The 22032-nt window shown below is 70.9% G+C and carries 24 protein-coding genes; 10 read left to right on the top strand and 14 right to left on the bottom strand.

The genetic code is table 11. The features are described 5' to 3' along the window. Window positions 1–74: 74 nt before the first annotated feature. The 6 genes from phoU to H030_RS32280 are packed head-to-tail and all read right to left on the bottom strand — an operon-like array spanning window position 75 to window position 5123. On the bottom strand, window positions 75–776 hold the full coding sequence (gene phoU, locus H030_RS0114600; RefSeq protein WP_027006651.1) for a phosphate signaling complex protein PhoU: 702 nt from the start codon (window positions 774–776) through the stop codon (window positions 75–77). Beyond that, window positions 776–1693 carry a phosphate ABC transporter ATP-binding protein PstB gene (pstB, locus tag H030_RS0114595; protein ID WP_231398445.1) on the bottom strand — a complete coding sequence of 306 codons (918 nt, stop codon included), beginning with the start codon at window positions 1691–1693 and terminating at the stop codon, window positions 776–778. The genes phoU and pstB (H030_RS0114595) overlap by 1 nt, the downstream gene beginning before the upstream one ends. 2 nt (window positions 1694–1695) lie before the next feature. Continuing rightward, window positions 1696–2589, bottom strand: coding sequence for a phosphate ABC transporter permease PstA (pstA, locus tag H030_RS0114590; RefSeq protein ID WP_027006649.1), 894 nt, complete (start codon window positions 2587–2589; stop codon window positions 1696–1698). Further along, window positions 2586–3587 carry a phosphate ABC transporter permease subunit PstC gene (pstC, locus tag H030_RS32290; protein ID WP_035127725.1) on the bottom strand — a complete coding sequence of 334 codons (1002 nt, stop codon included), beginning with the start codon at window positions 3585–3587 and terminating at the stop codon, window positions 2586–2588. The genes pstA (H030_RS0114590) and pstC (H030_RS32290) overlap by 4 nt, the downstream gene beginning before the upstream one ends. An 8-nt stretch (window positions 3588–3595) precedes the next feature. Then, window positions 3596–4705, bottom strand: a complete 1110-nt coding sequence (gene pstS / locus H030_RS32285) for a phosphate ABC transporter substrate-binding protein PstS (RefSeq protein WP_051222719.1) — start codon at window positions 4703–4705, stop codon at window positions 3596–3598. A gap of 58 nt (window positions 4706–4763) precedes the next feature. Continuing rightward, window positions 4764–5123 (bottom strand): winged helix-turn-helix domain-containing protein, encoded by a 360-nt coding sequence (locus H030_RS32280; protein WP_051222717.1) that lies wholly within the window; start codon window positions 5121–5123, stop codon window positions 4764–4766. 116 nt (window positions 5124–5239) lie between these two features. Here H030_RS32280 and H030_RS0114570 point away from each other — a divergent pair, with 116 nt between their 5' ends. From H030_RS0114570 to H030_RS0114555, 4 genes are read left to right on the top strand one after another with little or no spacing between them, the layout of a single operon-like run. Continuing rightward, window positions 5240–5875 (top strand): DUF47 domain-containing protein, encoded by a 636-nt coding sequence (locus H030_RS0114570; protein WP_027006648.1) that lies wholly within the window; start codon window positions 5240–5242, stop codon window positions 5873–5875. 24 nt (window positions 5876–5899) lie between these two features. Then, complete coding sequence (locus H030_RS0114565) at window positions 5900–6379, top strand: CYTH domain-containing protein (protein WP_035127722.1); 480 nt, start codon at window positions 5900–5902, stop codon at window positions 6377–6379. Between the two features lie 58 nt (window positions 6380–6437). Continuing rightward, complete coding sequence (locus H030_RS0114560) at window positions 6438–7550, top strand: inorganic phosphate transporter (protein ID WP_027006646.1); 1113 nt, start codon at window positions 6438–6440, stop codon at window positions 7548–7550. 17 nt (window positions 7551–7567) lie between these two features. After that, window positions 7568–7816 carry a hypothetical protein gene (locus H030_RS0114555; protein WP_027006645.1) on the top strand — a complete coding sequence of 83 codons (249 nt, stop codon included), beginning with the start codon at window positions 7568–7570 and terminating at the stop codon, window positions 7814–7816. Window positions 7817–7818: 2 nt separating this feature from the next. Here H030_RS0114555 and H030_RS0114550 read toward each other — a convergent pair whose 3' ends face one another. The 7 genes from H030_RS0114550 to H030_RS32265 all read right to left on the bottom strand — a co-directional run bounded on the left by H030_RS0114550 (window position 7819) and on the right by H030_RS32265 (window position 13345). After that, a complete protein-coding gene (locus tag H030_RS0114550; RefSeq protein WP_027006644.1) occupies window positions 7819–8181 on the bottom strand; it encodes a hypothetical protein in 363 nt (120 codons plus the stop codon). A gap of 5 nt (window positions 8182–8186) precedes the next feature. Continuing rightward, on the bottom strand, window positions 8187–8834 hold the full coding sequence (locus H030_RS32275) for a hypothetical protein (protein WP_035127720.1): 648 nt from the start codon (window positions 8832–8834) through the stop codon (window positions 8187–8189). Further along, complete coding sequence (locus H030_RS0114540; protein ID WP_027006643.1) at window positions 8831–9547, bottom strand: hypothetical protein; 717 nt, start codon at window positions 9545–9547, stop codon at window positions 8831–8833. Before H030_RS0114540 ends, H030_RS32275 begins: the two co-directional genes overlap by 4 nt. A 41-nt stretch (window positions 9548–9588) precedes the next feature. Next, on the bottom strand, window positions 9589–10332 hold the full coding sequence (pstB, locus tag H030_RS0114535; RefSeq protein ID WP_027006642.1) for a phosphate ABC transporter ATP-binding protein PstB: 744 nt from the start codon (window positions 10330–10332) through the stop codon (window positions 9589–9591). Between the two features lie 233 nt (window positions 10333–10565). Next, window positions 10566–11540 (bottom strand): PstA family ABC transporter permease, encoded by a 975-nt coding sequence (locus tag H030_RS32270; RefSeq protein ID WP_035127718.1) that lies wholly within the window; start codon window positions 11538–11540, stop codon window positions 10566–10568. Beyond that, on the bottom strand, window positions 11540–12526 hold the full coding sequence (gene pstC, locus H030_RS0114525) for a phosphate ABC transporter permease subunit PstC (RefSeq protein ID WP_027006641.1): 987 nt from the start codon (window positions 12524–12526) through the stop codon (window positions 11540–11542). The genes H030_RS32270 and pstC (H030_RS0114525) overlap by 1 nt, the downstream gene beginning before the upstream one ends. Beyond that, the gene (locus H030_RS32265) at window positions 12527–13345 is read right to left on the bottom strand and encodes a phosphate ABC transporter substrate-binding protein (RefSeq protein ID WP_051222716.1); all 819 of its coding nucleotides are present in this window, start codon (window positions 13343–13345) and stop codon (window positions 12527–12529) included. It lies immediately after the preceding gene. A gap of 199 nt (window positions 13346–13544) precedes the next feature. Between H030_RS32265 and H030_RS0114515 the strand changes: the two genes are divergently transcribed. The 3 genes from H030_RS0114515 (at window position 13545) to H030_RS0114505 (ending at window position 17568) form a co-directional block, all read left to right on the top strand. Then, window positions 13545–14819, top strand: coding sequence for an alkaline phosphatase family protein (locus H030_RS0114515; RefSeq protein WP_027006640.1), 1275 nt, complete (start codon window positions 13545–13547; stop codon window positions 14817–14819). 117 nt (window positions 14820–14936) lie between these two features. Beyond that, complete coding sequence (locus H030_RS40460; RefSeq protein ID WP_027006639.1) at window positions 14937–17141, top strand: calcium-binding protein; 2205 nt, start codon at window positions 14937–14939, stop codon at window positions 17139–17141. 22 nt (window positions 17142–17163) lie between these two features. Further along, complete coding sequence (locus tag H030_RS0114505; protein ID WP_027006638.1) at window positions 17164–17568, top strand: rhodanese-like domain-containing protein; 405 nt, start codon at window positions 17164–17166, stop codon at window positions 17566–17568. Between the two features lie 365 nt (window positions 17569–17933). Here H030_RS0114505 and pstS (H030_RS32255) read toward each other — a convergent pair whose 3' ends face one another. After that, complete coding sequence (gene pstS / locus H030_RS32255) at window positions 17934–18899, bottom strand: phosphate ABC transporter substrate-binding protein PstS (RefSeq protein ID WP_196809135.1); 966 nt, start codon at window positions 18897–18899, stop codon at window positions 17934–17936. Between the two features lie 220 nt (window positions 18900–19119). On the opposite strand from pstS (H030_RS32255), the gene pstC (H030_RS0114495) reads away from it, so the two are divergent. From pstC (H030_RS0114495) to pstB (H030_RS0114485), 3 genes are read left to right on the top strand one after another with little or no spacing between them, the layout of a single operon-like run. Then, window positions 19120–20079 (top strand): phosphate ABC transporter permease subunit PstC, encoded by a 960-nt coding sequence (pstC, locus tag H030_RS0114495; RefSeq protein ID WP_027006637.1) that lies wholly within the window; start codon window positions 19120–19122, stop codon window positions 20077–20079. Beyond that, window positions 20076–21029 (top strand): phosphate ABC transporter permease PstA, encoded by a 954-nt coding sequence (gene pstA / locus H030_RS32250; protein WP_051222709.1) that lies wholly within the window; start codon window positions 20076–20078, stop codon window positions 21027–21029. Before pstC (H030_RS0114495) ends, pstA (H030_RS32250) begins: the two co-directional genes overlap by 4 nt. After that, window positions 21026–21919 carry a phosphate ABC transporter ATP-binding protein PstB gene (pstB, locus tag H030_RS0114485; RefSeq protein WP_269208532.1) on the top strand — a complete coding sequence of 298 codons (894 nt, stop codon included), beginning with the start codon at window positions 21026–21028 and terminating at the stop codon, window positions 21917–21919. The genes pstA (H030_RS32250) and pstB (H030_RS0114485) overlap by 4 nt, the downstream gene beginning before the upstream one ends. Window positions 21920–22032: the final 113 nt, after the last annotated feature.

The following is a 22032-nucleotide window of genomic DNA, read 5'->3' as shown; positions in this document are numbered from 1 at the left end:
CACCACATCTTCACAACTGAATTCCCGGTCGTAGCGGGTGTCACGAACCATGTGAAAACGAGGCAAAAACCGCGCTAACGCAACGGGTTGGGATGCGACGAGTCCGAGAACTCCCGGAACAGCCCCGTCACCACGAACGCCGTCTGCTCGCCCACGTCGACCGCGTTGTCGCCGATCCGCTCGATCGCCCGAGCGACCATCGCCATGTGCATGGCCCACTCGCGCGTGTCCGGATCGGTGCCGACGTCGATCGCCAGCTTGAAGATCTCGCGGTTCAGCGCGTTGATCTCGCGGTCCTGGCGGACCAGGTCCTCGGCCAGCTCGATGTCGCGGTTGGCGAACGCCGCCTTGCACTGCGTGACCTCGGTCCGCGCCGCGCGCCCCATCCGCAACACGCGCTCCAGGATCTCCGCGCGCACCGGCGGCTCGTAGCCCGTCAGCGGGATCGTCTTGGCGATGTTCACGCACTGGTCGCCCATGCGCTCGAGGTTCTTCATCACGTGCAACAGCGCCGCCACCACCCGCAGGTCGCCGGCGACCGGCGCCTGCAGCGCGAACAGCGACAGCAGCTCCTGATGGACCTCCAGGTAGCGCCCGTCGATCAGGTCGTCGTTGGCGATGACCATCGCGGCCAGCTCGACGTCCTGGTGCTCGAGCGCCTCCAGGACCTTGTCGAGCTGCTGCACGACGAGGTCCAGCCCGCCGAGGCCCTGGGCCTCGACGCGCGCCAGCTCGTCGGCGAAGTGCTGACGCCCCGTGGCGCCCGCCGCGGCCATCAGCCGAACTTCCCGGTGACGTACTCCTCGGTGCGGGAATCGGACGGGTTCGTGAAGACGTCGTTGGTCGGCGCGTGCTCGATCAGCTCGCCGGCCAGGAAGAACGCCGTCGTGTCCGCGACACGCGCGGCCTGCTGCATGTTGTGCGTGACGATCACGATCGTGAAGCGCTGCTTGAGGTCGGCGATCAGCTCCTCGATCTTCAGCGTCGCGATCGGGTCCAGCGCGCTGCACGGCTCGTCCATCAGGATCACCTGCGGCTGCACGGCGATCGTGCGCGCGATGCACAGGCGCTGCTGCTGGCCGCCGCTCAGCCCGATGCCCGGCTCCGAGAGCCGGTCCTTGACCTCTTCCCACAGCGAGGCGCCGCGCAGCGACTGCTCGACGCGCTCCTTCAGGTCGACGCCACGGACGCCGTTGAGCCTCAGGCCCGCCGCCACGTTGTCGAAGATCGACATCGTCGGGAACGGGTTCGGCTTCTGGAAGACCATGCCGATCGCGCGCCGCACGGCGACCACGTCGACCGACGGGCCGTAGATGTCGTCGTCGTCGAGGAGCACCGTGCCCTCGGCCCGCGCGCCCGGGATCTCCTCGTGCATGCGGTTGATGCAACGCAACACGGTGGACTTGCCCGAGCCCGACGGCCCGATCATCGCCGTCACCCTGTTGGGCGCGTACTCGATCGACACGTCCTTGATCGCGTGCGACCCGCCGTAGAAGGCCTGCAGCCTGGTGACCGAGATGCCGGGCGCCGTCTGGGTCGGCGCGCCGTCGGCGGCGTGGGACGCGACGGACGCACCGCCGCGGGCCGGCAGCGGCGCGCGCGGCGCCCCCGTCCCGGGAACGGCGGCGTCGGCAGCGGTGGGGTCGGTGCGGGGTTCGTCCATGGTCTTGGTGTCCGGGGTGAGGTCGCTCATGGCTAGAGTCGGCTCCTGCGCGAGGCGAGTCGCGCGATGAGGGTGGTCAGCAGGATCAGGACAACGAGCGTCAGCGCCGCGCCCCACGCCCGCTGCACGAGCTGGTCGTTGGGCGACCCGACGTCCGTGTAGATCTGCACCGGCAGCGAGTTCATGCGCTCGCCGAGGTTGAAGTTGGTGCCGTTGACGATCGTCGCCGTGAACAGCAGCGGCGCGGTCTCGCCCGCGGCGCGGGCCACGGCGAGCAGCGAGCCCGTGATCAGCCCCGGCAGCGCGGTCGGCAGCACGACCTTCATCGTGACCCGCCAGCGCGGGGTCCCGAGCGCCAGCGCGGCCTCGCGCAGCGGGTCCGGGACCAGCAGGAGGACGACCTCCGCCGAGCGCGTCACGACCGGCAGCATCAGCAGCGCCAGGGCGATCGAGCCCTTCCAGCCGGCGAAGGACGAGCCGCCCCAGCCGCCGACCACCAGCGTCACGTAGATGAACAGGCCGAAGACGATCGACGGCACGCCGGTCATCACGTCGATGAAGTAGCGCACGGTCGCCGCGAAGCGGCCGGTGCGGCCGAACTCGACCAGGTACAGGGCGACGCCCCACCCGATCGGGATCGCGATGACGCTCGCCAGCAGGACCATCTCGATCGTCCCGAGCAGCGCGCTCTTGATGCCGCCCTGGTCGCCGAGGAAGTTGCCGGTCGGGTCGGTCGTGAAGAAGTCCCACGACCACGCGCCGAGGCCCTTGTGGAGCAGGTAGTAGATGACGAGGACCAGCGGGATCAGCGCGATCAGCGTCCCCGCGGCGAGCAGGCCGCGCATGACCACGTCGGTGACCTTGCGGCGGCCGGTGATCGGCGCGAGGGCCGAGCCCCCGCCGGGCGTCGAGGCGACGGCGCTCATGCGGCACCCCCGGGGATGGCCTTGATCTTGGTGCCCTTGCTCGCAGCACGGCGCACGAGCGCGCGCGCCAGCCCGTTGATCAGCAGGGTCAGGACGAACAGCACCAGGCCGGCGGCGAACAGCGCGCCCGCGTGGGTCTTGTCGTTGGCGGCCTCGCCGAACTCGTTGGCGATCACCGCCGCCAGCGTGTAGCCCTGGTCGAAGATCTGCCTGCCGATCGTCGGCGAGTTGCCGATCACCAGCGTCACGGCGATCGTCTCGCCGATCGCGCGGCCGAGGCCGAGCATCGCGGCGCCGGTGATCCCGGAGCGCGAGTACGGCAGCACGGCCATCCGGATCATCTCCCAGCGCGTCGCGCCGAGCGCGAGCGACGCCTCCTTGAGGTCCAGCGGGACCGTCGAGATGACCTCGCGCGAGATCGCGGAGACGATCGGGAGGATCATGATCGCCAGGATCAGCCCGGCGATGAAGTAGTTGGGGCCCGCGACGTGCCCGCCGACGAACGGCAGGAACGAGAAGGTGTCGGCGAACCACTGCTCGGCCGGCCGCAGCTTGGGGATCAGCACGAAGATCCCCCACAGGCCGTAGACGACCGACGGGACCGCGGCGAGCAGCTCGACCAGGATGATCAGCGGCTGGCGGACCCGGCGCGGGGCGAGCTCGGTGATGAACAGCGCGGTGGCGACCGCGACCGGCACGCCGATCACGAGCGCGATCGCCGCGGTGATGAGCGTCCCGACGACCAGCGGCCAGGCGCCGTAGATCGCCTTGGACGGGTTCCAGTCGTTGGTGAACAGGAACGAGAAGACGCCCTGATGGCTGAGCGCCGGCTCCGCCTTGTTGATCAGGTAGACGAAGAAGAACGCGATCAGCGCGAGGATCAGCGCCGCGAGCGTCATCAGCGTCCAGCGGAACAGCGGGTCGGCACGCCGCGCCGACGGCGACCGCTCCAGAACGGAGCGGTCGCCGCGGCCGACGTTGGGCGTCGTGGTCGCCATCAGCTCACTTACGAGATCGCAGCGCCATTGCACTGCATGCCGTCGACGGCCGTCTGATCCTTGGCCTTGAGGGCATCCGGGATCGGCGCGTAGGACAGCTTCTTGATGGTGTCCTGGCCGTCGTTGATCAGGTAGTTGAAGAGCTCCTTGAGCCCGGCGGCCTTGTTCTTGTCGGCGCCCGCCTTGCACGGGTCGTTGTAGGCGATGGCGAACGTCTGGGAGACGATCGGGTAGGCCGTCGCGCCCGGGGCGTCGATGGTCGAGATGCCGAGGTCGGCCGGGACGTCGATGCCGTCAGCGGCGGCCGACGTGGACTCCAGCGTCGGGGCGATGTACTTGCCCGACTTGTTCTTGACGTCGGCGAACGTGAAGCCGTTCTGCAGCGCGTAGGCCTGCTCGACGTAGCCGATCGCGCCGTCGGTCTGCTTGACCGCGGCGGCGACGCCGTCGTTGCCCTTGGCGCCGGTGCCGGTCGGCCACTTGATGTCCTTGTCGACACCCGGGCCCGACTTCCACGCCGGCGAGTAGTTGGCCAGGAACTGCGTGAAGCCCTTGGTCGTGCCCGAGGAGTCGGAGCGGTGGACGACCGTGATCTTGGTCGACGGCAGCGACGCACCCGAGTTCTGCTTGGCGATCTCCGGGTCGTTCCAGGCCTTGACCTTGCCGAGGTAGATGTCGGCCAGCGTCGCGCCGTCGAGCTTGAGGCCCGACTTGACGCCGCTCAGCTTGTAGGAGGCGGTGATGGCGCCGAGGGCGAACGGGATCTGGACCGCGTCGCCCTTCTTGATCGTCGCCTTGTCGGCATCGGCCAGCGCCGGGTCGGAACCGGCGAAGTCGACGGTGCCGGCGGCGAACTGCGAGACGCCCGCGCCCGAGCCCACGCCCTGGTAGTTGACCGTCAGGCCCTTGCCCTTGAGGTCGGCGCCGACCTGCTGGTAGATCGGGGCGGCGAAGGTCGAGCCCGCGCCGTTCAGCGTCGCGTTGACGGTCGACCCGGAGCTGCCGGAGCCGGCGGTGCTGGAGGTCGAGCTGTTGTTGTCATCGCTGCTGCCACAGGCGGCCAGGCCGGTGGCGAGTGCTGCGGCCGCGAAGGCGGCGGGGAGGATTCGGGACTTCACGTGTTCTCCTGATTTCGGTTGTCGCGCGGCAGGCTGACGCGGCAACGACCACATCCTGTTATCGCGGTGTGGTCGAGTTGTGAAAGACGTGTGAAGGCTCCGGAGAGAACCGGTAGCCGAAGCCGACGTGGGTGTGGATGAACGCCCACGCCGGAAGGGCCGTCTCGAGCTTCACGCGCAGCTTGTGCACGTAGACGTCGATCGATCGATCGCCGTCGCGCAGCTCGGATCTCCACACCAGCGTGTACAACTCGCTCCGGGACACGATGCGCCCCGAGCGTTGGACCAAAGCGACGAGCAACCCGAACTCGCGGACCGAGAGCGTGAGCGCCCGGCCTGCAGCGAGGACGAGCCCGTCTCCGGGCCGGATCTCAAGCTCCCCTGCGAAGAGCACGTCGTCTGACTGCGCAGCCTCCATCCCCCGCAGCCTCCCGCGCGGACCCGCGATGGCCGTGACCGTCCGGTGAACCCGATGTGAACGAGTCGTGAATGGGCGCGGCGCCGCGATCGCACGGGGTTAGGGTCTGGATCGGGATGGCGCTGTTTCGCACCACAGACCTGGCGGTCTACGACCTGATCGAGGAATCCGGCCGCAACGTCCAACGCGCGACGTTGCTGCTGCGCGACCTCTTCGCGGAGTACCCGGAGCGCTCCGACCTCGCGCGGGACATCCTGCTCGCCGAGCAGGAGGGCGACCGGATCACGCACGACATCATCCACCGGCTCAACGGCGGTGGGGCGGGCAAGCCGCCGCTGGATCCGGCCGACGGCCACCTGCTGGCGACCGCGCTGGACGACATCGTCGACTACGCCGAGCAGGCCGCCGACGAGCTGTCGCTGTACGCGGTCGAGGCGCCGATGGAGCAGGCCAACCTGATCGCCGACGTGCTCGTCGGCGCGGGCGAGCAGGTCGCTCAGGCCTTGCGCTGCTTGAAGTCCGGGGCCGAGCTGGCCCCGCACCTGGTGGAGATCCACCGGCTCGAGAACGAGGGCGACCGGCTGTCACGCGATGCCGTCGCCTCGCTGTTCGCCAACGGCATCGACCCGATGGTCGTGATCCGCTGGAAGGACATCTTCGAGACGCTGGAGCAGTCCATCGACGCGTGCGAGAAGGTCGCGCACGTGCTCGAGGGCATCTCGCTCAAGCGCAAGTCCTCCCGCAGGCACTAGACCGCTCTGGGAGACTCCGCGGTCATGAGCGGAGCCGAGATCGAGCGCAAGTGGTTGGTCGAGACCCTGCCGCCGGAGGTCGAGGGCGGGCGCTGGGACACGCGCAAGCTGGAGCAGGGGTACCTGGCGGTGTCGGATGCCGCCGAGGTCCGGGTCCGGCGCGCGGACGGTGGCGAGGCGTGGCTGACCGTGAAGTCCGCGCCGGGGCTGTCGCGCGTCGAGGAGGAGCTGGTGCTCGAGGACGGCGCGTTCGAGCGGCTGTGGCCGCTGACCGAGGGGCGGCGGCTGGTCAAGCACCGATACTCGCGCGAGGCCGACCGCGGCGTGCTGCTGGAGCTCGACGTCTACGAGGGTGAGCTCGAGGGGCTGGCGGTGCTGGAGGTGGAGTTCGCGTCCGAGGACGCGGCGGCCGCGTTCGTCGCTCCGGACTGGGTCGGGCGCGAGCTGACCGGCGATCGCGCGTACGCGAACCAGTCGCTCGCCCTGCACGGCCGGCCCGCCTGACGTGACGATCCGGTGAAACCGCGGCCGGGCGTGCGCCGGCCGGGTACGCGAGATGGCGATGAACGACTCCGAGCTGCTGCTCGTCGTGGTGATCGTGACCGCCCTCGCGTTCGACTTCACCAACGGCTTCCACGACACGGCCAACGCGATGGCGACCTCGATCGCCACGCGCGCCCTCTCGCCCAAGATCGCGGTGACGCTCTGCGCGCTGCTGAACTTCGCGGGCGCCTTCATCTCGATCAAGGTCGCGGCGACGATCTCGTCGGGGATCGTCGACCAGGGGGTGTTGGACCTCCGGACGCTGTTCGCGGCGCTGATCGGCGCGGCGGCGTGGAACCTGGCGACGTGGGCACTGGGGCTGCCGTCGTCCTCGTCGCACGCGCTGATCGGCGGGCTCGTCGGCGCGGCGGTCGTCGCGTCCGGATGGAGCGCGGTCGACGGGAACGCGCTCGTCGAGAAGGTGATCGCGCCGGCGGTGCTGTCGCCGCTGATCTGCGGCGCGGTCGCGGCGATCGGGACGTTCATCGCCTACAAGATGCAGGCGGGTGGGCCGGACAGGACGGTGCGCAGGTCCTACAAGTTCGGGCAGATCGGGACCGCGTCGCTGGTCTCGCTGGCGCACGGGACCAACGACGCGCAGAAGACGATGGGCGTGATCACGCTGGCGCTGGTGGCGCACGGCTCGCTGGTCCAGCACGGCGACGACTTCTCGGTGCCGCTGTGGGTCAAGGTCGTCGCGGCGTCGGCGATCGCGTTGGGGTCCTACACCGGTGGGTGGCGGATCATCAACACGATGGGCAGGAAGCTGACGGAGATCGAGGCGCCGCAGGGGTTCGTCGCGGAGGCGACGTCAGCGACCACGATCCTCGCCGCGTCCTCCTACGGGTACCCGTTGTCGACGACGCACGTCGTGAGCGGCGGGATCCTCGGCGTCGGCATCGGCAAGCGCCTGTCCGAGGTCCGCTGGGGGCTGGCGTCGCGCATGGCCGCGGCGTGGGTCCTGACGCTGCCGGCCGCGGCGGTCGTCGCGGGGATCATCTGGACCGTCGCCGACGGGCTCGGCGGCGCGACCGGCCCGATCCTGCTGGCCGTGGTCGCGGCCGGCGGAGCCATCGCGCTGTTCGTCGCCACCCAGCGCGGGTCGTCCGCCATCCACGCCTCCGACGTCTAGTTCCAGGAGAAGACCACATGCTCGCCACCATCATCGATTTCCACGCCATCGGGAAGATCCTGCTCGCCGCGCTGATCGTCGGCGTCGGCGTGACCTTCCTCTTCGGCCAAGGCGCCCTGGCCGCCGAACGCCTCACGCAGTCACGCGCCGGCCACCGCGCCTCCTCCCCCACCGCAACCCTGCGCGACGGCGCCCTGATCACCCTCGCGGGCGCCGCCTGCATCGCGGCGCTCGTGATGGGCGTGATTGCGATGACCAACAAGTAGTCCTACTCTGCGCCGCCGCGGGGTGGGGCGATGGCGGCGCCGAGGAGGGAAGCTTGGGCTTGGAGCATCAGGGGTTGGCCGCAGCGCCAGCAGTAGGCGGCGCCGCGGGAGTGGGGTGCGCCGCAGGAGCGGCAGGCGCCGGTGATGCCTTCGTCGGACTCGGCCAGGAGGCGCTCGACCTCGCCGAGCTCGGCGTCGGCCTCCTGCAGCTCGGCGGCCTTGCGGATCAGGACGTCGAGACGGAAGTGGTCGCGGATCGCCATCTCGAAGGTCAGGCCGCCGAGGTCCCAGTGCAGCGTCGCGACCTGCTCGGCCAGCTCGTGGAGCCGGCGGTGCAGCTCGGCGTTGATGTCCGGAGTGCTCATGTTCCCTACCCGATCGACTCGACGTCGGACCCGGCACCGATCGTCCCGGCCCTCTTCGGTGGCAGCCTGCCGCCGGTCCCCACGGTGTCCGGCAGCCTCGCCGACCTCTTGGCGTAGTCCCCGCCCGACGACCTGCCGAGGTCCCTCACCGTCGAGTTGGTGGCCTTGCTCTCGGCCGCGGCCCTCCTCCTCGCCGCCGGCCTCCTCGCGGCGGGCGTGGCGTCGTCCGCGGTGGCGCTCGTCGTCGCGGCGGGCGCCGTGGTGGTCGGTGCGACCACAGTGGGCGCGGCGCCGACCCGGATGATCTGCGCCGGCGCCGCGGCCGGCGCCGAGTTGTCGTTCATCCCGCCGATCAGCACGCCGACGCCGAGCGCCAGGACCAGGCACGCCACGCCCGCGATCGCCACCGCGTTGGCGCTCACGCGACCAAGCGCACCACCATGCTGCGGCGGCGCCGCGAGCGGCGTGGCCCGCAGCCCGCCGCCGCTCCGCGGCCCCTGGCCCTTCAGGATCTCCAGGAACGGCAGCCGCGCCTCGGCGCGCCGCGTCCCGCACTGCAGGCAGTACCGCTGGTCGGCCGCGAGCGGCGCGCCGCACATCCGGCACGGCGCGCCGGGCTCGCCCAGCAGCGGGCGGTTCACATGGTCGGTCACTGCGTCCCTCCTGCCAGGACGGTCGGGGGTGCCGCGCAGGTCAGCTGCGCGCCCTTGGGATCGCCGATGAAGAAGACGGTGAACGGCGCGGGCTTCCCACCGGACGCGAGCTGGTCGATCACTCCGCGCCCCGCGGCGACCACCCGCGCGCCGCCGTCGTCGGTCCGCGCGACGCACGACACGACGATCCGCCTCTGGACCAACGACGACATGTTGCTGATCGTGCCCTTCGCGAACCAGCCGTCGGCGTCATGGCCCGCCGTCACGCCGCCCACGACGACCTTCGGCAGCGCGCCACGCGGCGCCCTCCCCCGGGCCGCGCCGACGACCGCGCTCACCTTCGCCGCCCTGCCGGTCACCAAGATCTGGTTGTCGACCCACTCGACCTCCTGACCCGCGCCGAGCACCGGCAGCGACGTCAGCGAGGCGTCCAGCCCCGGCTCGTCGTTCTCATACAACTTCGAGCCCCTCGCGTCGCGCACCGTGATCCCCACCGGCAGCCGCGCCTGAACCGACCCCATGTTCTTGAACCGGACCACCGCCGCCACGCCGTTGGCGTCCTGGACCATCGCCGCGTCTCGCACGCGCACCGACGCGTTCGGCCGCCCGACCACCAGCCCCTCCTGGTGGGAGACCGCGTTGGCCGCCGACCTCGCCCGCGCCGCGCTCTTCTCCGGCGTCGTCTCGACCCCGAGGCACCCGGACAGCGACACCGCCGCGACCGCTCCACACCCCGCCGCGACCGCCACCGCCCTCACCCGAACGCCCCGGCGACGTAGTCGCGCGTGCGCTGCGCGCGCGGCGCCTCGAAGACCTGCTCGGCCGGCCCGTACTCCACCAGGTCGCCCAGGTACATGAACGCGACCCGGTCGCCCACGCGCCGCGCCTGCTGCATGTTGTGGGTGACGATCACGATCGCCAGCTCGGTGCGCAGCTCGCCGATCAGCTCCTCGATCACCGCCGTCGACCGCGGGTCCAGCGCGCTGCACGGCTCGTCCATCAACAACACCTCGGGCCGCGTCGCGATCGCCCGCGCGATGCACAGCCGCTGCTGCTGGCCGCCGGACAGCCGCAGCGCGGGCGCGTCGAGCCTGTCGCGCACCTCGTCCCACAGCCCCGCGCGCCGCAGCGCGTCCTCGACCAGCGGCGCGACCACGCCGCGCCCCGGCCGCTTGCGCGCCTGCTCGCGGATCGCGTAGGCCACGTTGTCGAAGATCGACATCGGGAACGGGTTGGGCTGCTGGAAGACCATCGACACCCGCCGCCGCAGCGCCGTCGCCTCCAGGTCGTCGACATCCTGGCCGTCGAGCAGGATCGTCCCGGCTCGCGACGCGTCCGGCGTCAGCTCGGTCAGCCGGTTGAGCGTGCGCAACAACGTGGTCTTGCCGCAGCCCGACGGGCCGATCAGGGCCAGCACCTCGCCGGTCCGGATCGGCAAGGACACCGACTTGACCGCCTCGTGCTCGCCGTAGAACACCGACAACGCGTCCAACACCATGCGCTCGGTCCCGGTCGCGGCGTCGTGCTGGACCGGCGGCGCAGGGGCGAACTCGCGCGCCTCCGCACCGTCGACCACCGTCGGCGGCGCGCCGACCACGATCTTGCGGATCGGCGGGACCGCCGCGCCCCCGCCGGCGCGCGCGTGCGCCGCCGCCGAGCCGTTCGCGTGCGGCGCGCGCTCGTGGCGCTCGCCGCGAGGCGCCCCGTCCCGGGCCGTCGTCGTCTCGTCGATCATCGCGGTGCCTCCATGCGGTCGCGGGCCGCCAGGTCGACGGCGAAGTTCAAGGCCACCACCAACAGCAGCAGGACGAACGCCGCGGCATACGCCTTCTCCGGCGCCGCGCCCTCGCCGGCGGGCGAGTTGTTGTACACGTAGCTGGTCAGCGTCGACCCCGTGCCCTTCAGGACGTCGAACCCCGGGATCCCGCCCTCGGGCTCGATCTGCAGCGTCGCGCCGAGCAGGATCACGACGATCGCCGTGTCCCCAGCGATCCGGCCCATCCCCAGCGCCGCGCCCGTCGAGATGTTCCTGCGCACCGCGGGCAGCAGCACGCGCCGGATCGTCGCGGCCTTCGTCTTCCCCAGCCCGTACGACGCCTCGCGCACGTGGCGCGGCACGGCCTGCAGCCCCTCGCGCGTCGCGCCGAAGACCATCGGCAACGCGATCAACGACATCATGGTCCCGGCCGTCAGGAACGAGCGCCCGAACACCGCGCCACCCGAGGCGGTGAACGACATCCAGGAGAACAGGCCGTGCTGGAACAGCGCCAGGCCGAAGATCGCCAGCACGATGTCCGGCGTCCCGGCGACGACCTCGATCCCGGACTCGACCGCGCGCGCGAGCCCGCGCGGGCGCCCGTACTCGACGACCCAGAACGCGGTCGCGACCGCGACCGGCGTGGCGATCGCGATCCCGATCACGGCCAGCAGCAACGTCCCGAGGATCGGGTCCAGGAAGCCGCCGGACTTCGACTGGTCCAGCTCCGGCGACGGGGTCGACCACAGCAGCTCGGGCCTCAGGTACTGCACGCCCTTGACCGCCATGAACCCGACGATCCCGGCCGCGATCAGGCACAGCGCCAGCCCCGCGGCCCAGCACGACATGTAGGCGATGCGATCGCTCCAACGCCAGGACGCCATCGACTCGCGCCTCGCGGTCCTGCGCGGCGCGCGCTGGGGTGCGCGCGGCGGTGCGGCAACGGCCATCAGACGCGGACCCCGTACTTCTTCATCGGCTGCTTGGCCAAGAACCCGGCCAAGGACAGGAACAAGCTCGAGAACAGCAACAACAACGCGAAGGCGTACACCGTGCTCCGGACCGCCGGGGCCTGCAGCGACTCCGCGTCCTCCACGATCGTCGCGGCCAGCGGGCGCAGCGGCTCCAGCAGGAACAGGCGCGGCCCGTCGAACGGGTTGGGCGAGAAGCCGACCGACCCGGTCACCATCGACAACATGATGGCCTCGCCCAGCGCCCGCGCGCTCGCGAGCACCGCCGCCGCGACGATCGCCGGCCGCGCGGCCCGGACGCTCACCGTCCACATCGCGCGCCAGCGGTTGACGCCCAGCGCCACCGCGCCCTCACGCCACCCGCGCGGGACCGACTGCAGTGCGTCCACGATCAGCGCGATCATGATCGGCACGATCATCACGGTCAGGACGATCACCCCGACCAGCAGGCTCGCGCCCGTCAGCTGCACCACGAACTCCACCGACTTCTTGTCGTGCGCCGAGACGATGTGGTTGCCCACGAACGGCACCAGCACGAGGATCCCGACCAACCCGTAGATGACGCTCGGCACCGCGGCCAGCAGCCGCACGACCGGGACGATCACCCTGCGCAGCCGCGCGGGCGCGAACTCCACGATGAAGATCGCGGCCAGGACCGAGAACACCATGCCTATGACTACGGCAAGGCCGGTGGTCAGCAGGGTCCCCCAGATCAGCGGCCACGCGCGCAGGTGGTAGTCGGCCGCGGGCGGGCGCGCGCCCGCGTTGACCATGGTCCCGATCTGCTCGTCGACGTTGCCGCCCGGGCCGAGCCACTTCAGCCCGTTGTGCTGGAACGTGGGCCACGCCTCCTGGGCGACGAAGACCACCATCAACACGATCAGCAGCAGGATCGCCGACGCGAGCGCGCCGAGCATCAGCTCGGCGCGCCGGTCCGGCCACGGCTGGCGGAACTTCTCCAACATCTACTTGCGCGGCACCCAGTCCGTGGCGATGATCGCCTGCGCCCTGGGGTCGTTCTGGACCCACGTGATGAACGCCTTGGCGGCGCCGGTCGCCTTGCCGCGCGTGATCATCCAGAAGTTGCGGACGCCGCCGTACTCGCCGGACTTCGCGTTGCGCAGGTTGCACGCGACGCCCTTGTAGCCCGCAGCGTTGACGCCGTCGATGAAGTCCATCGAGACGTAGCCGATCGCGCCCGGGTCGCTCTGGACCGCCTGCTGGACCTGACCGTTCTGCGCCTTCGCGGCGATCGACGAGGTGATCGTCTTGTCGGCCATGAAGATCTTCTGGAACGCGTCCTGCGTACCGGAGGCGGCGGTGCGGCCGATCAGGTCGATCGTGCCCCTCTGGGTCGAGCCCGGGACCTGGCTCCAGTCGCGGACGTCGCCGGAGAAGATCGCCTGGATCGTCTCCTGCGACAGCGAGGCGACCGGGTTCTTCTTGTTGGTGATGATGCAGATCGCGTCGCGGGCGATCTTGTTGAAGTAGATGCCGGTCGGGTCGCTCGGCTTGGGGTCGCGCGAGGAGTTGCCGATCGTGACGCGGCCCGCGGCGACGTCGGAGACGCCGACGTCCGACCCGCCCTGGGCGATCTTGAACTTCACCTTGCCCTTGTGGGTCTTCACGTACTGCTTGGCGAGCAGCGTGGCGAGCGGGTAGACGGACGTCGAGCCGCTCATCGTGATCACCGGGGCGCCTGCGGAGGCGGTGCCGGGGCCGGCGACGGCGAGGACGCCGACCGTGGCGGCGCAGACGCCGAGGCGGCGAACGCGGGTCGTCATGGTGGGGGAGCTCCTTCGGGTTGAGACGGAGTCGTCACCCTTCCACCGCATACGCAGATGTTTGTGAACGCTCCGTGAAAGATTCTTGATCAGTCGCGGATGTTTAGCGTAATGTGCGGATAACATCTCGGCGACATCTTCGGGACGTCACGATTCCGCAACACCCACCGAAGGTGGGTGACGCACACTGCGGCGCCTCATGGGCTCGTCGTGCCGCCATTGCGGGGTCGCGGTCGCCGCGCACTTCCGGTTCTGCCCGGCGTGCGGCGGCGCGATGACGCGCGGCGTGGAGCTGCCGTCGCCGCGGGTCGCCGCGGGGTTGTTGTTGGGGATGCTGGCGTTCGGCGCGGTGCTCGGGGACGCGGGCGCGGGCGGGGCGAGCGCCGCCGGCGGGGCGCGCGGGCCGGTGATCGTCGTGGAGGACGCGGGCGCGGTCGCGCCCGTGCTCACCGCCGCGGTCGCGCCCGTGCTCACCGCCGCGGCAGCGCCGGCGCGGGCGCCGCGGGTGCCGGAGGTGCGCGCGTCCGCCACGCCGCCACCGCCCTCCACGCCCAGCACCGACTCCGCCGCGTCCGCGCCGCGCGACCCCACGCCGCCTTCCTCCTCGACGCCGAGGGCCGACTCCGGCAACACCGCCACTCCGCCCGCCCCGAAGCTCCCGCCGGTCAAGCACGTGTGGGTCATCGCGCTCACCGGCCACTCGTTCGGCGAGAGCTTCGGGGCCGGCGCGGCGGGCGCCGCGCCGTACCTCGCGGGCGAGCTGCGCGCGCAGGGCACGCTGCTGCCCTGGTACCACGCGGCGGGCCACGATCCGGCGGCGAGCGGGGTCGCGCTGCTCGGCGGACAGCGCGACGCAACCGGCCCGTTCGACGCCAGGACGCAGACGCTCCCCGGGCAGCTGACCGGGCTCGGCCGGACCTGGAAGGCCTACGTCGAGGGCGCGGCCGACGGGCTGCAGCCGGGCGACAACCCGTGCGCGCGCCCGCCCGAGCAGGCCCCACGCAACCCGTTCCTGCGCTTCAAATCCATCACCTCGGACTCCGCCTGCGGGTCCTCGATGGCCGACCTCTCCGGCCTCGTGACCGACGCGGCCGACTCCGACAGCGCACCGACGTTCTCCTACGTCTTGCCCGGCCCGGCCCACGACGGCTCGACCTCGCTGGCCGACGCCGACACCTGGTTGAGGTCCTTCATGCCCGCCCTGCTCGCGAGCAAGGCCTACAACGACGGCGGCCTCGTCGTCGTGACCTTCGACACCGGCGCACCCGGCGACGCCGAAGCCGGCGGCGGCCGCGTCGGAGCCCTGCTCCTCTCATCCTTCGTCAAGGCCGGCGCGACCATCGAAGCCCCCTACGACCCCTTCGCCCTCTTGTCGTCGATCGACCACCTCTTCGCCCTCGATCCCCTGGGCTACGCCGCGGCCACCAAGCTCCGCCCCTTCGGCCCCCAGGTCTACGCGGCCTGGTCACCGTAAGCCGCTCTCGCAAACAGCGCCGCTCACCGCTACGATCCGCCCGCAGCATCCCCCTCGGGGGCATGGACGCGAACCGGAGGGGTCATCATGCGGGCAGTCAGGACGAGCGGTCGATCGATGTGGCAGGCGAGCCTCTGCGCGCTCGCGTCCTGCGCCGCGCTGGGGGCAGCCGCCGCCCCGGCGGCGCAGGCGAGCAACGCCTACATCACCGACGACGGCACCCACCGCGTCCTGCACGTCGTCGCCGACCCGGGCGAGACCAACGACATGACCGTGTCGACGACCTTCGACACCACGCAGGTGAAGGTCGAGGACGCCAATGCCAGCATCACGACCGGCACGGGTTGCACCCTGCAGACCGCCGGCAACACCTTCGCGGTCTGCCCCAAGGCCGGGCTGACCGAGGTCGACGTCGACCTCGGCGACGAGAACGACCAGCTCAGGGTCGAAGGCGACAATGGCCTCCCGTTCGTGATCGACGGCGGCGACGGCGACGACGAGATCGACGCCGCGGGCAACGGCAGCCAGATCGACGGCGGCCCCGGCGACGACACGTTCCATGGCGACGATCCGCGCTTGGTCGGCGCCGACGAAGGACGGCGCGGCGCGGACGACATCCACGGCGGCAGCGGCCACGACAGCATCTCCTATTACAACCGCGTGGTGTCCATGACGATCTCGCTCGACGACGTCGCCAACGACGGTTACGCGGGTGAGGGCGACAACGTCCACTCGGACGTCGAGTACGTCTTCGGCGGCTTCGGCGACGACACCATCACCGGCAGCGCCGGCGACGATGAGCTCCACGGCTATACGGGAGCCGACACGATCTCCGGCCTCGGCGGCGACGACACGCTCGACACCGGGCCCGGCTGCGGGGAGGACAGCCTCTCGGGCGGCACCGGCGACGACACGCTGGTCCTCGACGGTGGAGGGACCGTCGACGGCGGTGCGGATGACGACACCATCAAGCTGTCCGGCGTCTCGAGCTGCTCCTCTGCCGACGTCCGCGGCGGCACCGGCCGCGACGTCGCAGACCTCAGCGGAGTCCAGGGCGGCGACCTGTCATTCAGCCTCGACGACGTCGCGAACGACGGACCCGACGCGAACGAGGACTGGCACTCCGACATCGAGGACATGATCGGCGGCGCCTATGGCATGTACCTGACCGGCAGCTCCGGACCCAACGTCATCACCGGCGGCAGCGGCGACGACCTGCTGCAGGGCGGTGGCGGCGCGGACACGCTGAACGGCGGCGCCGGCTACGACGTCGCCGACTACTCCGACCACTCCGGCCCCGTGACGCTGACGCTCGACGGCGCGGCGAACGACGGCTCGCCCGGCGAGGGCGACCGGATCGCGACCGACGTCGAGGACCTGCGCGGCGGGTCGGGCAACGACGCGCTGACCGGCGACGGGCAGGACAACGTCCTCGACGGCGGCCCCGGCGCGGACGTCATGCTCGGCGGCGGCGGGACCGACGCGGTGGACTACTCGTCCCGCGGCGCCGCGGTCCGGGTCGATCTCGGCGGCTCGCCCGGCGACGACGGCCAGGCCGGCGAGGGCGACACGGTCGGCGCCGACGTCGAGGGCGTCTACGGCGGCGAAGGCGACGACACGCTGATCGGCAACGGCGCCGACGGGTTCCTGGACGGCAGCGATGGCAACGACACGCTCACGGATCCGGGCGGCAGCGACGACCTCTTCGGCGACGACGGCGACGACGTCATCGACGGCACCGACGGGGTGCAGGACGTCATCTCGTGCGGCGACGGCGACGACCAGGTCTGGCGCGACAGGATCGACCTGATCGACACCGGGTGCGAGCACGTCGCGATCGGCCCGAGGGGTGCGGCGGCGGACACGCCGAGGGCACTGCCGCCCGGAATCAGGATCTTGGTCAGGGTGCCGAGCAGGCCGCTGCCCGTCGTGCCCGCCAGGCCGGCGCCGGTGGCCGACAAGGTCGCGCCGACCGCGCATCTCACGGTCGTCAGGGGCGCGCGGCTCAGGACGCTGCTCGCGCGCGGGCTCGACGTGGACGTGCTCTGCGACGAGGTCTGCAGGATCGACGCGCGGCTGGTCGCGCGCGGGGCGACGGCGCGGACGTTGCGCCGCCATCACGTCGCGGCGGGCGCGACGCTCGCGGACGGGACGCTGTCGCGGCTGGCCGGCGGGCGGGTGCGGCTGAAGGTCACGGCCGCCGGGCGGCGCGGACTCGCGCATCTGGGTGGCGGTGGTGCGTCGTTGCAGCTCGTCCTGACGCTCACCGACCGCTCCGGGAACCACCGGCGAGTGACGAAGACGCTGAGCCTGCGCCGCTGAGGCGCGCCGTAGCATGCGTGCCATGGCGCGCACGACGATCGAGGACCTGCTGGCAACGGCCCGCGCACGGCTGGACCGCGTGACGGTCGAGGATCTCTCGGAGATCATGCGCGACGGCGACGCGTTGTTGGTGGACATCCGCGGCGACGCCCAGCGCGCGGCGGACGGGGTGATCCCGGAGGCGATCTTCCACCCGCGCAACGTCCTGGAGTGGCGCGCCGACCCCACCTCCGGTCACGACGACCCCCGCCTGAGCACCGACCTCTCCCGCCGCGTGATCGTCGTGTGCAACGAGGGCTACCAATCCAGCCTCGCGGCAGCGACCCTCCAGGACCTCGGCTTCTCCAACGCCACCGACCTCGTCGGCGGCTTCCAGGCCTACCGGTCAGCCGGACTGCCGGTCGCACCCGACTCGGCCCGCAGCTGACCGCCAAGGCCCTCGCCTGCTGAAGCTGGCGGCGCAGCTTGCTGCAGTGCTCGGCCGCGGAGGTCGCATAGGCGGCGAGCTGCTCGCGCGCGGCCTGGCAGTCGACGACCCTGGCGTGCGGGTCTCCGAGCAGCTCGATGCTGGACGGTTCACGGCGAAGACCGCGCCCCGTGGCGGCGCCAGAGACGACCGCGATCAAGCGAAGCGCCGTCGTCCACGGCGCGTGCGGTGCCGCGAGGGTGGTCGCGGAACGGGGGTGCGCGGTGGCGGGAGCGTCGGGCGTGTGGAGCGAGGGCTCCTGTCCCTCAACGGCCGATGGCCGCCCCCTGAGGGGCGGCCATCGTGAGGAGGGGTGTGTGCGGGGCTTAGCCCAGCGTGTTCACCGTCTTGAGGCCGGCCTGGTAGACGACGCCCGGGATCGGGGCGAAGTCGAGGGCTGCGCCGAACTTCTGGCCGATGCCCATCGCGTACAACACGAAGAGGCGGACCGAGGAGGCCTTCGCACCGTTGTGGGGCACGATGGCGTACGTGAACGTCGAGAGCGGGTACGCGAGCGGCACCGACTTCGGCGGGTTCACGATGTGCAGCTCGTTGTTCGCCGGAACCGACTTGACCACCGAGGCGGCAGCCGCGATGTTCTTCAGGTTCGGGTAGACGAACTTGCCGGCGTTGTTCTGCAGCTTCGCGACGGACAGGCCGTGGGCGATGATGTAGGACGCCGAGATGTAGGCGATGGTGCCGTTGGTGCTGCCAACGACAGCGGTCACGCCGTCGTTGCCCCTGCCGCCGACGCCCTTCGGGAACTGCACGGCGGTCGCGTTGCCGACCTGCGACTTGAACTGCGCGTTGACGCGCGACAGGTAGTCGGTGAAGGCATACGTGTCGCCGGATCCATCAGAGCGGTAGACCGGGGTGATGCCGAGGTTCGGCAGCTTGACGCCGGGGTTGACCTTGGCGATCGCCTTGTCGTTCCAGTTGTGGACCTGGCCGAGGTAGATCCTGGCGAGGATCTTGCCGGTCAGGTTGAGGTGCTTCACACCGTCGAGGTGGAAGGCGATGCCGGTCGCGGTCAGACCCCACGGGATCTGCGCGCAGTTGTTGCAGGCCGAGGCCTGAGCAGCGGTCAGCGGCGCGTCCGATGCGCCGAAGTCCACGGTGCGGTTGGTGATCTGGGTGATGCCGGCGCCCGAGCCAACGGCCCCGTAGGTCACCGAGATGCTGTGGCGAGCCTCGAAATCGCTCGCCCAGTTGGCCATGAGCGGCGCGACGAGGGTTGAGCCGGCGCCGGTCAGCGCGCCGTTCGTGTTGGCGGCCATCGCGGAAGACGCCATGGCGGAGGACGCCACTGCGGCGACCGAGAGCGCCAGACCGAGGAACCTGCGGTTCACGTTCGTGTTTCCCTTTCCCTCACCGTCCGGCAAGGAGTCCGTTTTCGGGGAGCGCAAGCATGTGGGCCAGCCATGGGTCAACCTGTTGCCAAGTTGTTGTGGCCGTGTGCACCTGTTGTGAACGATCCGTGCACATCCCTGCCCTCGAACTAGATTGCCGATCGTGCCCACCCGCTCCACCGCGGGCGCATCCCGGCTGGCGCTACGCGATCGCATCGGCGACCGCGTCCTGCTCGGGCTCGCGCTCGCCGCATCCCTGCTCGCATGCGTCGTCATCGTCGACGTCGCGTACCAGCTGATCGACGGGTCGCGGCTCTCGATCTCCACGTTCGGCCTCGGGTTCCTCACAGGCTCCGAGTGGAAGCCGAACTTCAAGCAATACGGGGCTCTCAGCTTGATCTACGGGACCGCGGTCTCCTCGCTGATGGGCCTGCTGATCGCGTTGCCCGTCGCGGTCGCGATCGGGATCTACCTCAGCATGCTCGCGCCCCGCGGCGTGCGCGGCGTGATCGGCGCGCTCGTCGAGATGCTCGCCGCGATCCCGTCGGTGATCCTCGGCTTCTGGGGGATCCTGGTGCTCGCGCCGTTCGTGCACGACCACCTCGAGCCGTTCCTGCACGACAAGCTCGGCTTCCTCCCCATCTTCGGGACCGTCCCCGCGACCGGCCTGAGCGTCTTCACCGCCGGCCTGGTCCTGTCGATCATGATCATCCCGATCGTCTCGTCGGTCTCCCGCGACCTCTTCCTGACCGTCCCGCGCGAGCTCCAGGACGGCGCCGCCGCGCTGGGCGCCACGCGCTGGGAGATCGTCCGCGGCGTGGTCCTGCCGTCGACCGCCAGCGGCGTCGCGAGCGCCGCCTGCCTCGGCCTCGGCCGCGCGCTCGGCGAGGCGATCGCCGTCACCCAGGTGATCGGCGCCGGCAACGAGATCCACGCCTCGCTCTTCGAGACCGGCGATACGCTCGCCAGCCGGATCGCCGGTCAGTTCTCCAACGCGCTCGACAAGCTCAACACGTCGTCGCTGTTCTACCTCGCGCTGATCCTCCTGGCGATCAGCCTCGCCACCAACCTCGGCGCGCAGTGGATCGCGCGCCGCTACGACGTCCGCCGCCTCGCCCGATGAGCACCCCCACCCGCCACGACGAGGACGAGCACGAGCTCGACTACGACCTCGCCGACCTCGACGCGCCCCTCTCCTACGACCCGACGCTCCCGCTGACGCCGACCGGCAACCTGCGCCGGCGCATGGTCGTCAACCGGATCGCCGAGGGCGGCGCGACGTTCGCCGCGTTCGCCGCGATGGTCGTCCTGGCGATCGTCACCTACGCCGTCGTCCAGCGCGGCGGCTCGATCATCAGCTGGGACTTCATCACCGAGCCCCCGCCGCTGTTCGGCGGCGCCGGCGGCGGCATCGCGCCCGCGCTGATCGGGACGATGCTGATCGTCGGGATCGCCACGGTGATCGCGACGCCGATCGCGATCCTCGTCGCGCTCTACCTGACCGAGTACGCGGGCGGCCGGCTCGGCGCGGTCATGCGCCTCGCGCTCGACATGCTCAACTCGCTGCCGTCGATCGTCGTCGGCGTGTTCGTCTTCGGGCTGCTGGTCACCGGCCATCATCAGAGTGGCTTCGCGGCCTCCGTCGCGTTGGCCATCATCATGCTCCCGCTGATCGCGCGCTCGACGCAGGAGATGCTCCTGCTCGTCCCGCCCGCGATGCGCGAGGCCGCCGACGCGCTCGGCGTCGCGCGCTGGCGCTCGATCCTCAGCGTGATCCTGCCGAGCGCGCTCGGCGGCATCCTCACCGGCGTCGTGCTGGCCGTCGCCCGCGCCGCCGGCGAGACCGCGCCGCTGCTGCTGCTCGACTCGATCTACAACCCGGCCAGGGTGTCGTGGAACCCGTTCGACGCGATCCCGAACATCCCGGTGACGATCTTCACGGCCTCCGAGGCCGCCGACCCGCAGGGCTACAAGGTCGCCTGGGGCGCCGCGTTCATCCTGCTCACCTTCATCCTCCTGACCAACATCGCCGCCAAGGCGCTCCTGGCACGAAGCCGCAAGAAGCTCTCATGACGACCATGGACATCAACAACTCCGACGCCCCGGCCGCCGCCACGCCGCCACGCCAGCGCCTGCACAGCGGCGCGATCCCGACGCTCGACCCCACGACGCTCGCCGCCGCGCGCAAGCACGAGGTCGTCATCGACGCCCGCGACGTGAAGGTCTTCTACGGCGACAAGATGGCGATCGCCGGCGTCGACATGGCGATCCAGAAGAACCTCGTCACGGCGATCATCGGGCCGTCGGGCTGCGGCAAGTCCACGTTCTTGCGTTCCATCAACCGCATGAACGACTCGATCCCCGGCTTCCGGCTGGAGGGCAGCGTCCTCTACCACGGCCACGACGTGTACGCGGGCGCCGCCAACCGCGTCGAGGTCCGGCGCCGGATCGGGATGGTCTTCCAGAAGCCGAACCCGTTCCCGAAGTCGATCTACGACAACATCGCCTGGGCCCCGCGCAACCTGGGGTTGAAGTCCGGGCTGGACGAGCGGGTGGAGCGCGCCCTGCGCGGCGCCGCGCTGTGGGACGAGGTCAAGGACCGCCTGAAGTCCAGCGCGCTCGGGCTGTCGGGCGGCCAGCAGCAGCGGCTGTGCATCGCGCGCGCGATCGCCGTCGAGCCCGACGTGTTGCTGCTCGACGAGCCCGCCTCCGCGCTGGACCCGATCGCGACCGCCGCGATCGAGGACCTGATCCACTCGCTCAAGCGCCGCTACACGATCGCGATCGTCACGCACAACATGCAGCAGGCGGCGCGCGTCGCCGACAAGACCGCGTTCTTCAGCCTCGACGTGCAGGACGGCAGGCACGTCGGGACGCTGGTCGAGTACGACAACACGGAGACGATCTTCGCGAGCGCGGCCGACACGCGGACGCGGGACTACGTCAACGGCCGGTTCGGCTGAGCCGGAGCGCCGAGCGCGCACTCGCGCGCATCTGACCCTGGAACGACGAAGGGCCCCGCCGACGCGGGGCCCTTCGTGCTTGCCGTCGGAGGAGAGCGGCGGACGGAGGGTCG

It is taken from the genome of Conexibacter woesei Iso977N, assembly GCF_000424625.1.
In the GTDB taxonomy this organism is placed as follows: Bacteria; Actinomycetota; Thermoleophilia; order Solirubrobacterales; family Solirubrobacteraceae; genus Baekduia; species Baekduia woesei_A.
Note: the sequence above shows the minus strand (reverse complement) of the source record. Positions and strands in the feature narration are given on the sequence as shown.

What these genes read in the sequence shown, in the direction of transcription:
- H030_RS0114550 (WP_027006644.1), bottom strand. Translation starts at nt 8,181, where the DNA reads ATGAGCACTCCGGACATCAACGCCGAGCTGCACCGCCGGCTCCACGAG.
- H030_RS0114565 (WP_035127722.1), top strand. Translation starts at nt 5,900, where the DNA reads ATGAGCGGAGCCGAGATCGAGCGCAAGTGGTTGGTCGAGACCCTGCCG.
- pstB (WP_231398445.1), bottom strand. Translation starts at nt 1,693, where the DNA reads ATGAGCGACCTCACCCCGGACACCAAGACCATGGACGAACCCCGCACC.
- pstB (WP_269208532.1), top strand. Translation starts at nt 21,026, where the DNA reads ATGACGACCATGGACATCAACAACTCCGACGCCCCGGCCGCCGCCACG.
- pstC (WP_035127725.1), bottom strand. Translation starts at nt 3,587, where the DNA reads ATGGCGACCACGACGCCCAACGTCGGCCGCGGCGACCGCTCCGTTCTG.
- pstC (WP_027006641.1), bottom strand. Translation starts at nt 12,526, where the DNA reads ATGTTGGAGAAGTTCCGCCAGCCGTGGCCGGACCGGCGCGCCGAGCTG.
- H030_RS32270 (WP_035127718.1), bottom strand. Translation starts at nt 11,540, where the DNA reads ATGGCCGTTGCCGCACCGCCGCGCGCACCCCAGCGCGCGCCGCGCAGG.
- H030_RS0114515 (WP_027006640.1), top strand. Translation starts at nt 13,545, where the DNA reads ATGGGCTCGTCGTGCCGCCATTGCGGGGTCGCGGTCGCCGCGCACTTC.
- pstB (WP_027006642.1), bottom strand. Translation starts at nt 10,332, where the DNA reads ATGGTGTTGGACGCGTTGTCGGTGTTCTACGGCGAGCACGAGGCGGTC.
- H030_RS0114570 (WP_027006648.1), top strand. Translation starts at nt 5,240, where the DNA reads ATGGCGCTGTTTCGCACCACAGACCTGGCGGTCTACGACCTGATCGAG.
- H030_RS40460 (WP_027006639.1), top strand. Translation starts at nt 14,937, where the DNA reads ATGTGGCAGGCGAGCCTCTGCGCGCTCGCGTCCTGCGCCGCGCTGGGG.
- H030_RS0114555 (WP_027006645.1), top strand. Translation starts at nt 7,568, where the DNA reads ATGCTCGCCACCATCATCGATTTCCACGCCATCGGGAAGATCCTGCTC.
- H030_RS0114505 (WP_027006638.1), top strand. Translation starts at nt 17,164, where the DNA reads ATGGCGCGCACGACGATCGAGGACCTGCTGGCAACGGCCCGCGCACGG.
- pstA (WP_027006649.1), bottom strand. Translation starts at nt 2,589, where the DNA reads ATGAGCGCCGTCGCCTCGACGCCCGGCGGGGGCTCGGCCCTCGCGCCG.
- H030_RS0114560 (WP_027006646.1), top strand. Translation starts at nt 6,438, where the DNA reads ATGAACGACTCCGAGCTGCTGCTCGTCGTGGTGATCGTGACCGCCCTC.
- phoU (WP_027006651.1), bottom strand. Translation starts at nt 776, where the DNA reads ATGGCCGCGGCGGGCGCCACGGGGCGTCAGCACTTCGCCGACGAGCTG.
- pstS (WP_196809135.1), bottom strand. Translation starts at nt 18,899, where the DNA reads ATGGCGTCTTCCGCGATGGCCGCCAACACGAACGGCGCGCTGACCGGC.
- pstA (WP_051222709.1), top strand. Translation starts at nt 20,076, where the DNA reads ATGAGCACCCCCACCCGCCACGACGAGGACGAGCACGAGCTCGACTAC.
- H030_RS32280 (WP_051222717.1), bottom strand. Translation starts at nt 5,123, where the DNA reads ATGGAGGCTGCGCAGTCAGACGACGTGCTCTTCGCAGGGGAGCTTGAG.
- H030_RS32265 (WP_051222716.1), bottom strand. Translation starts at nt 13,345, where the DNA reads ATGACGACCCGCGTTCGCCGCCTCGGCGTCTGCGCCGCCACGGTCGGC.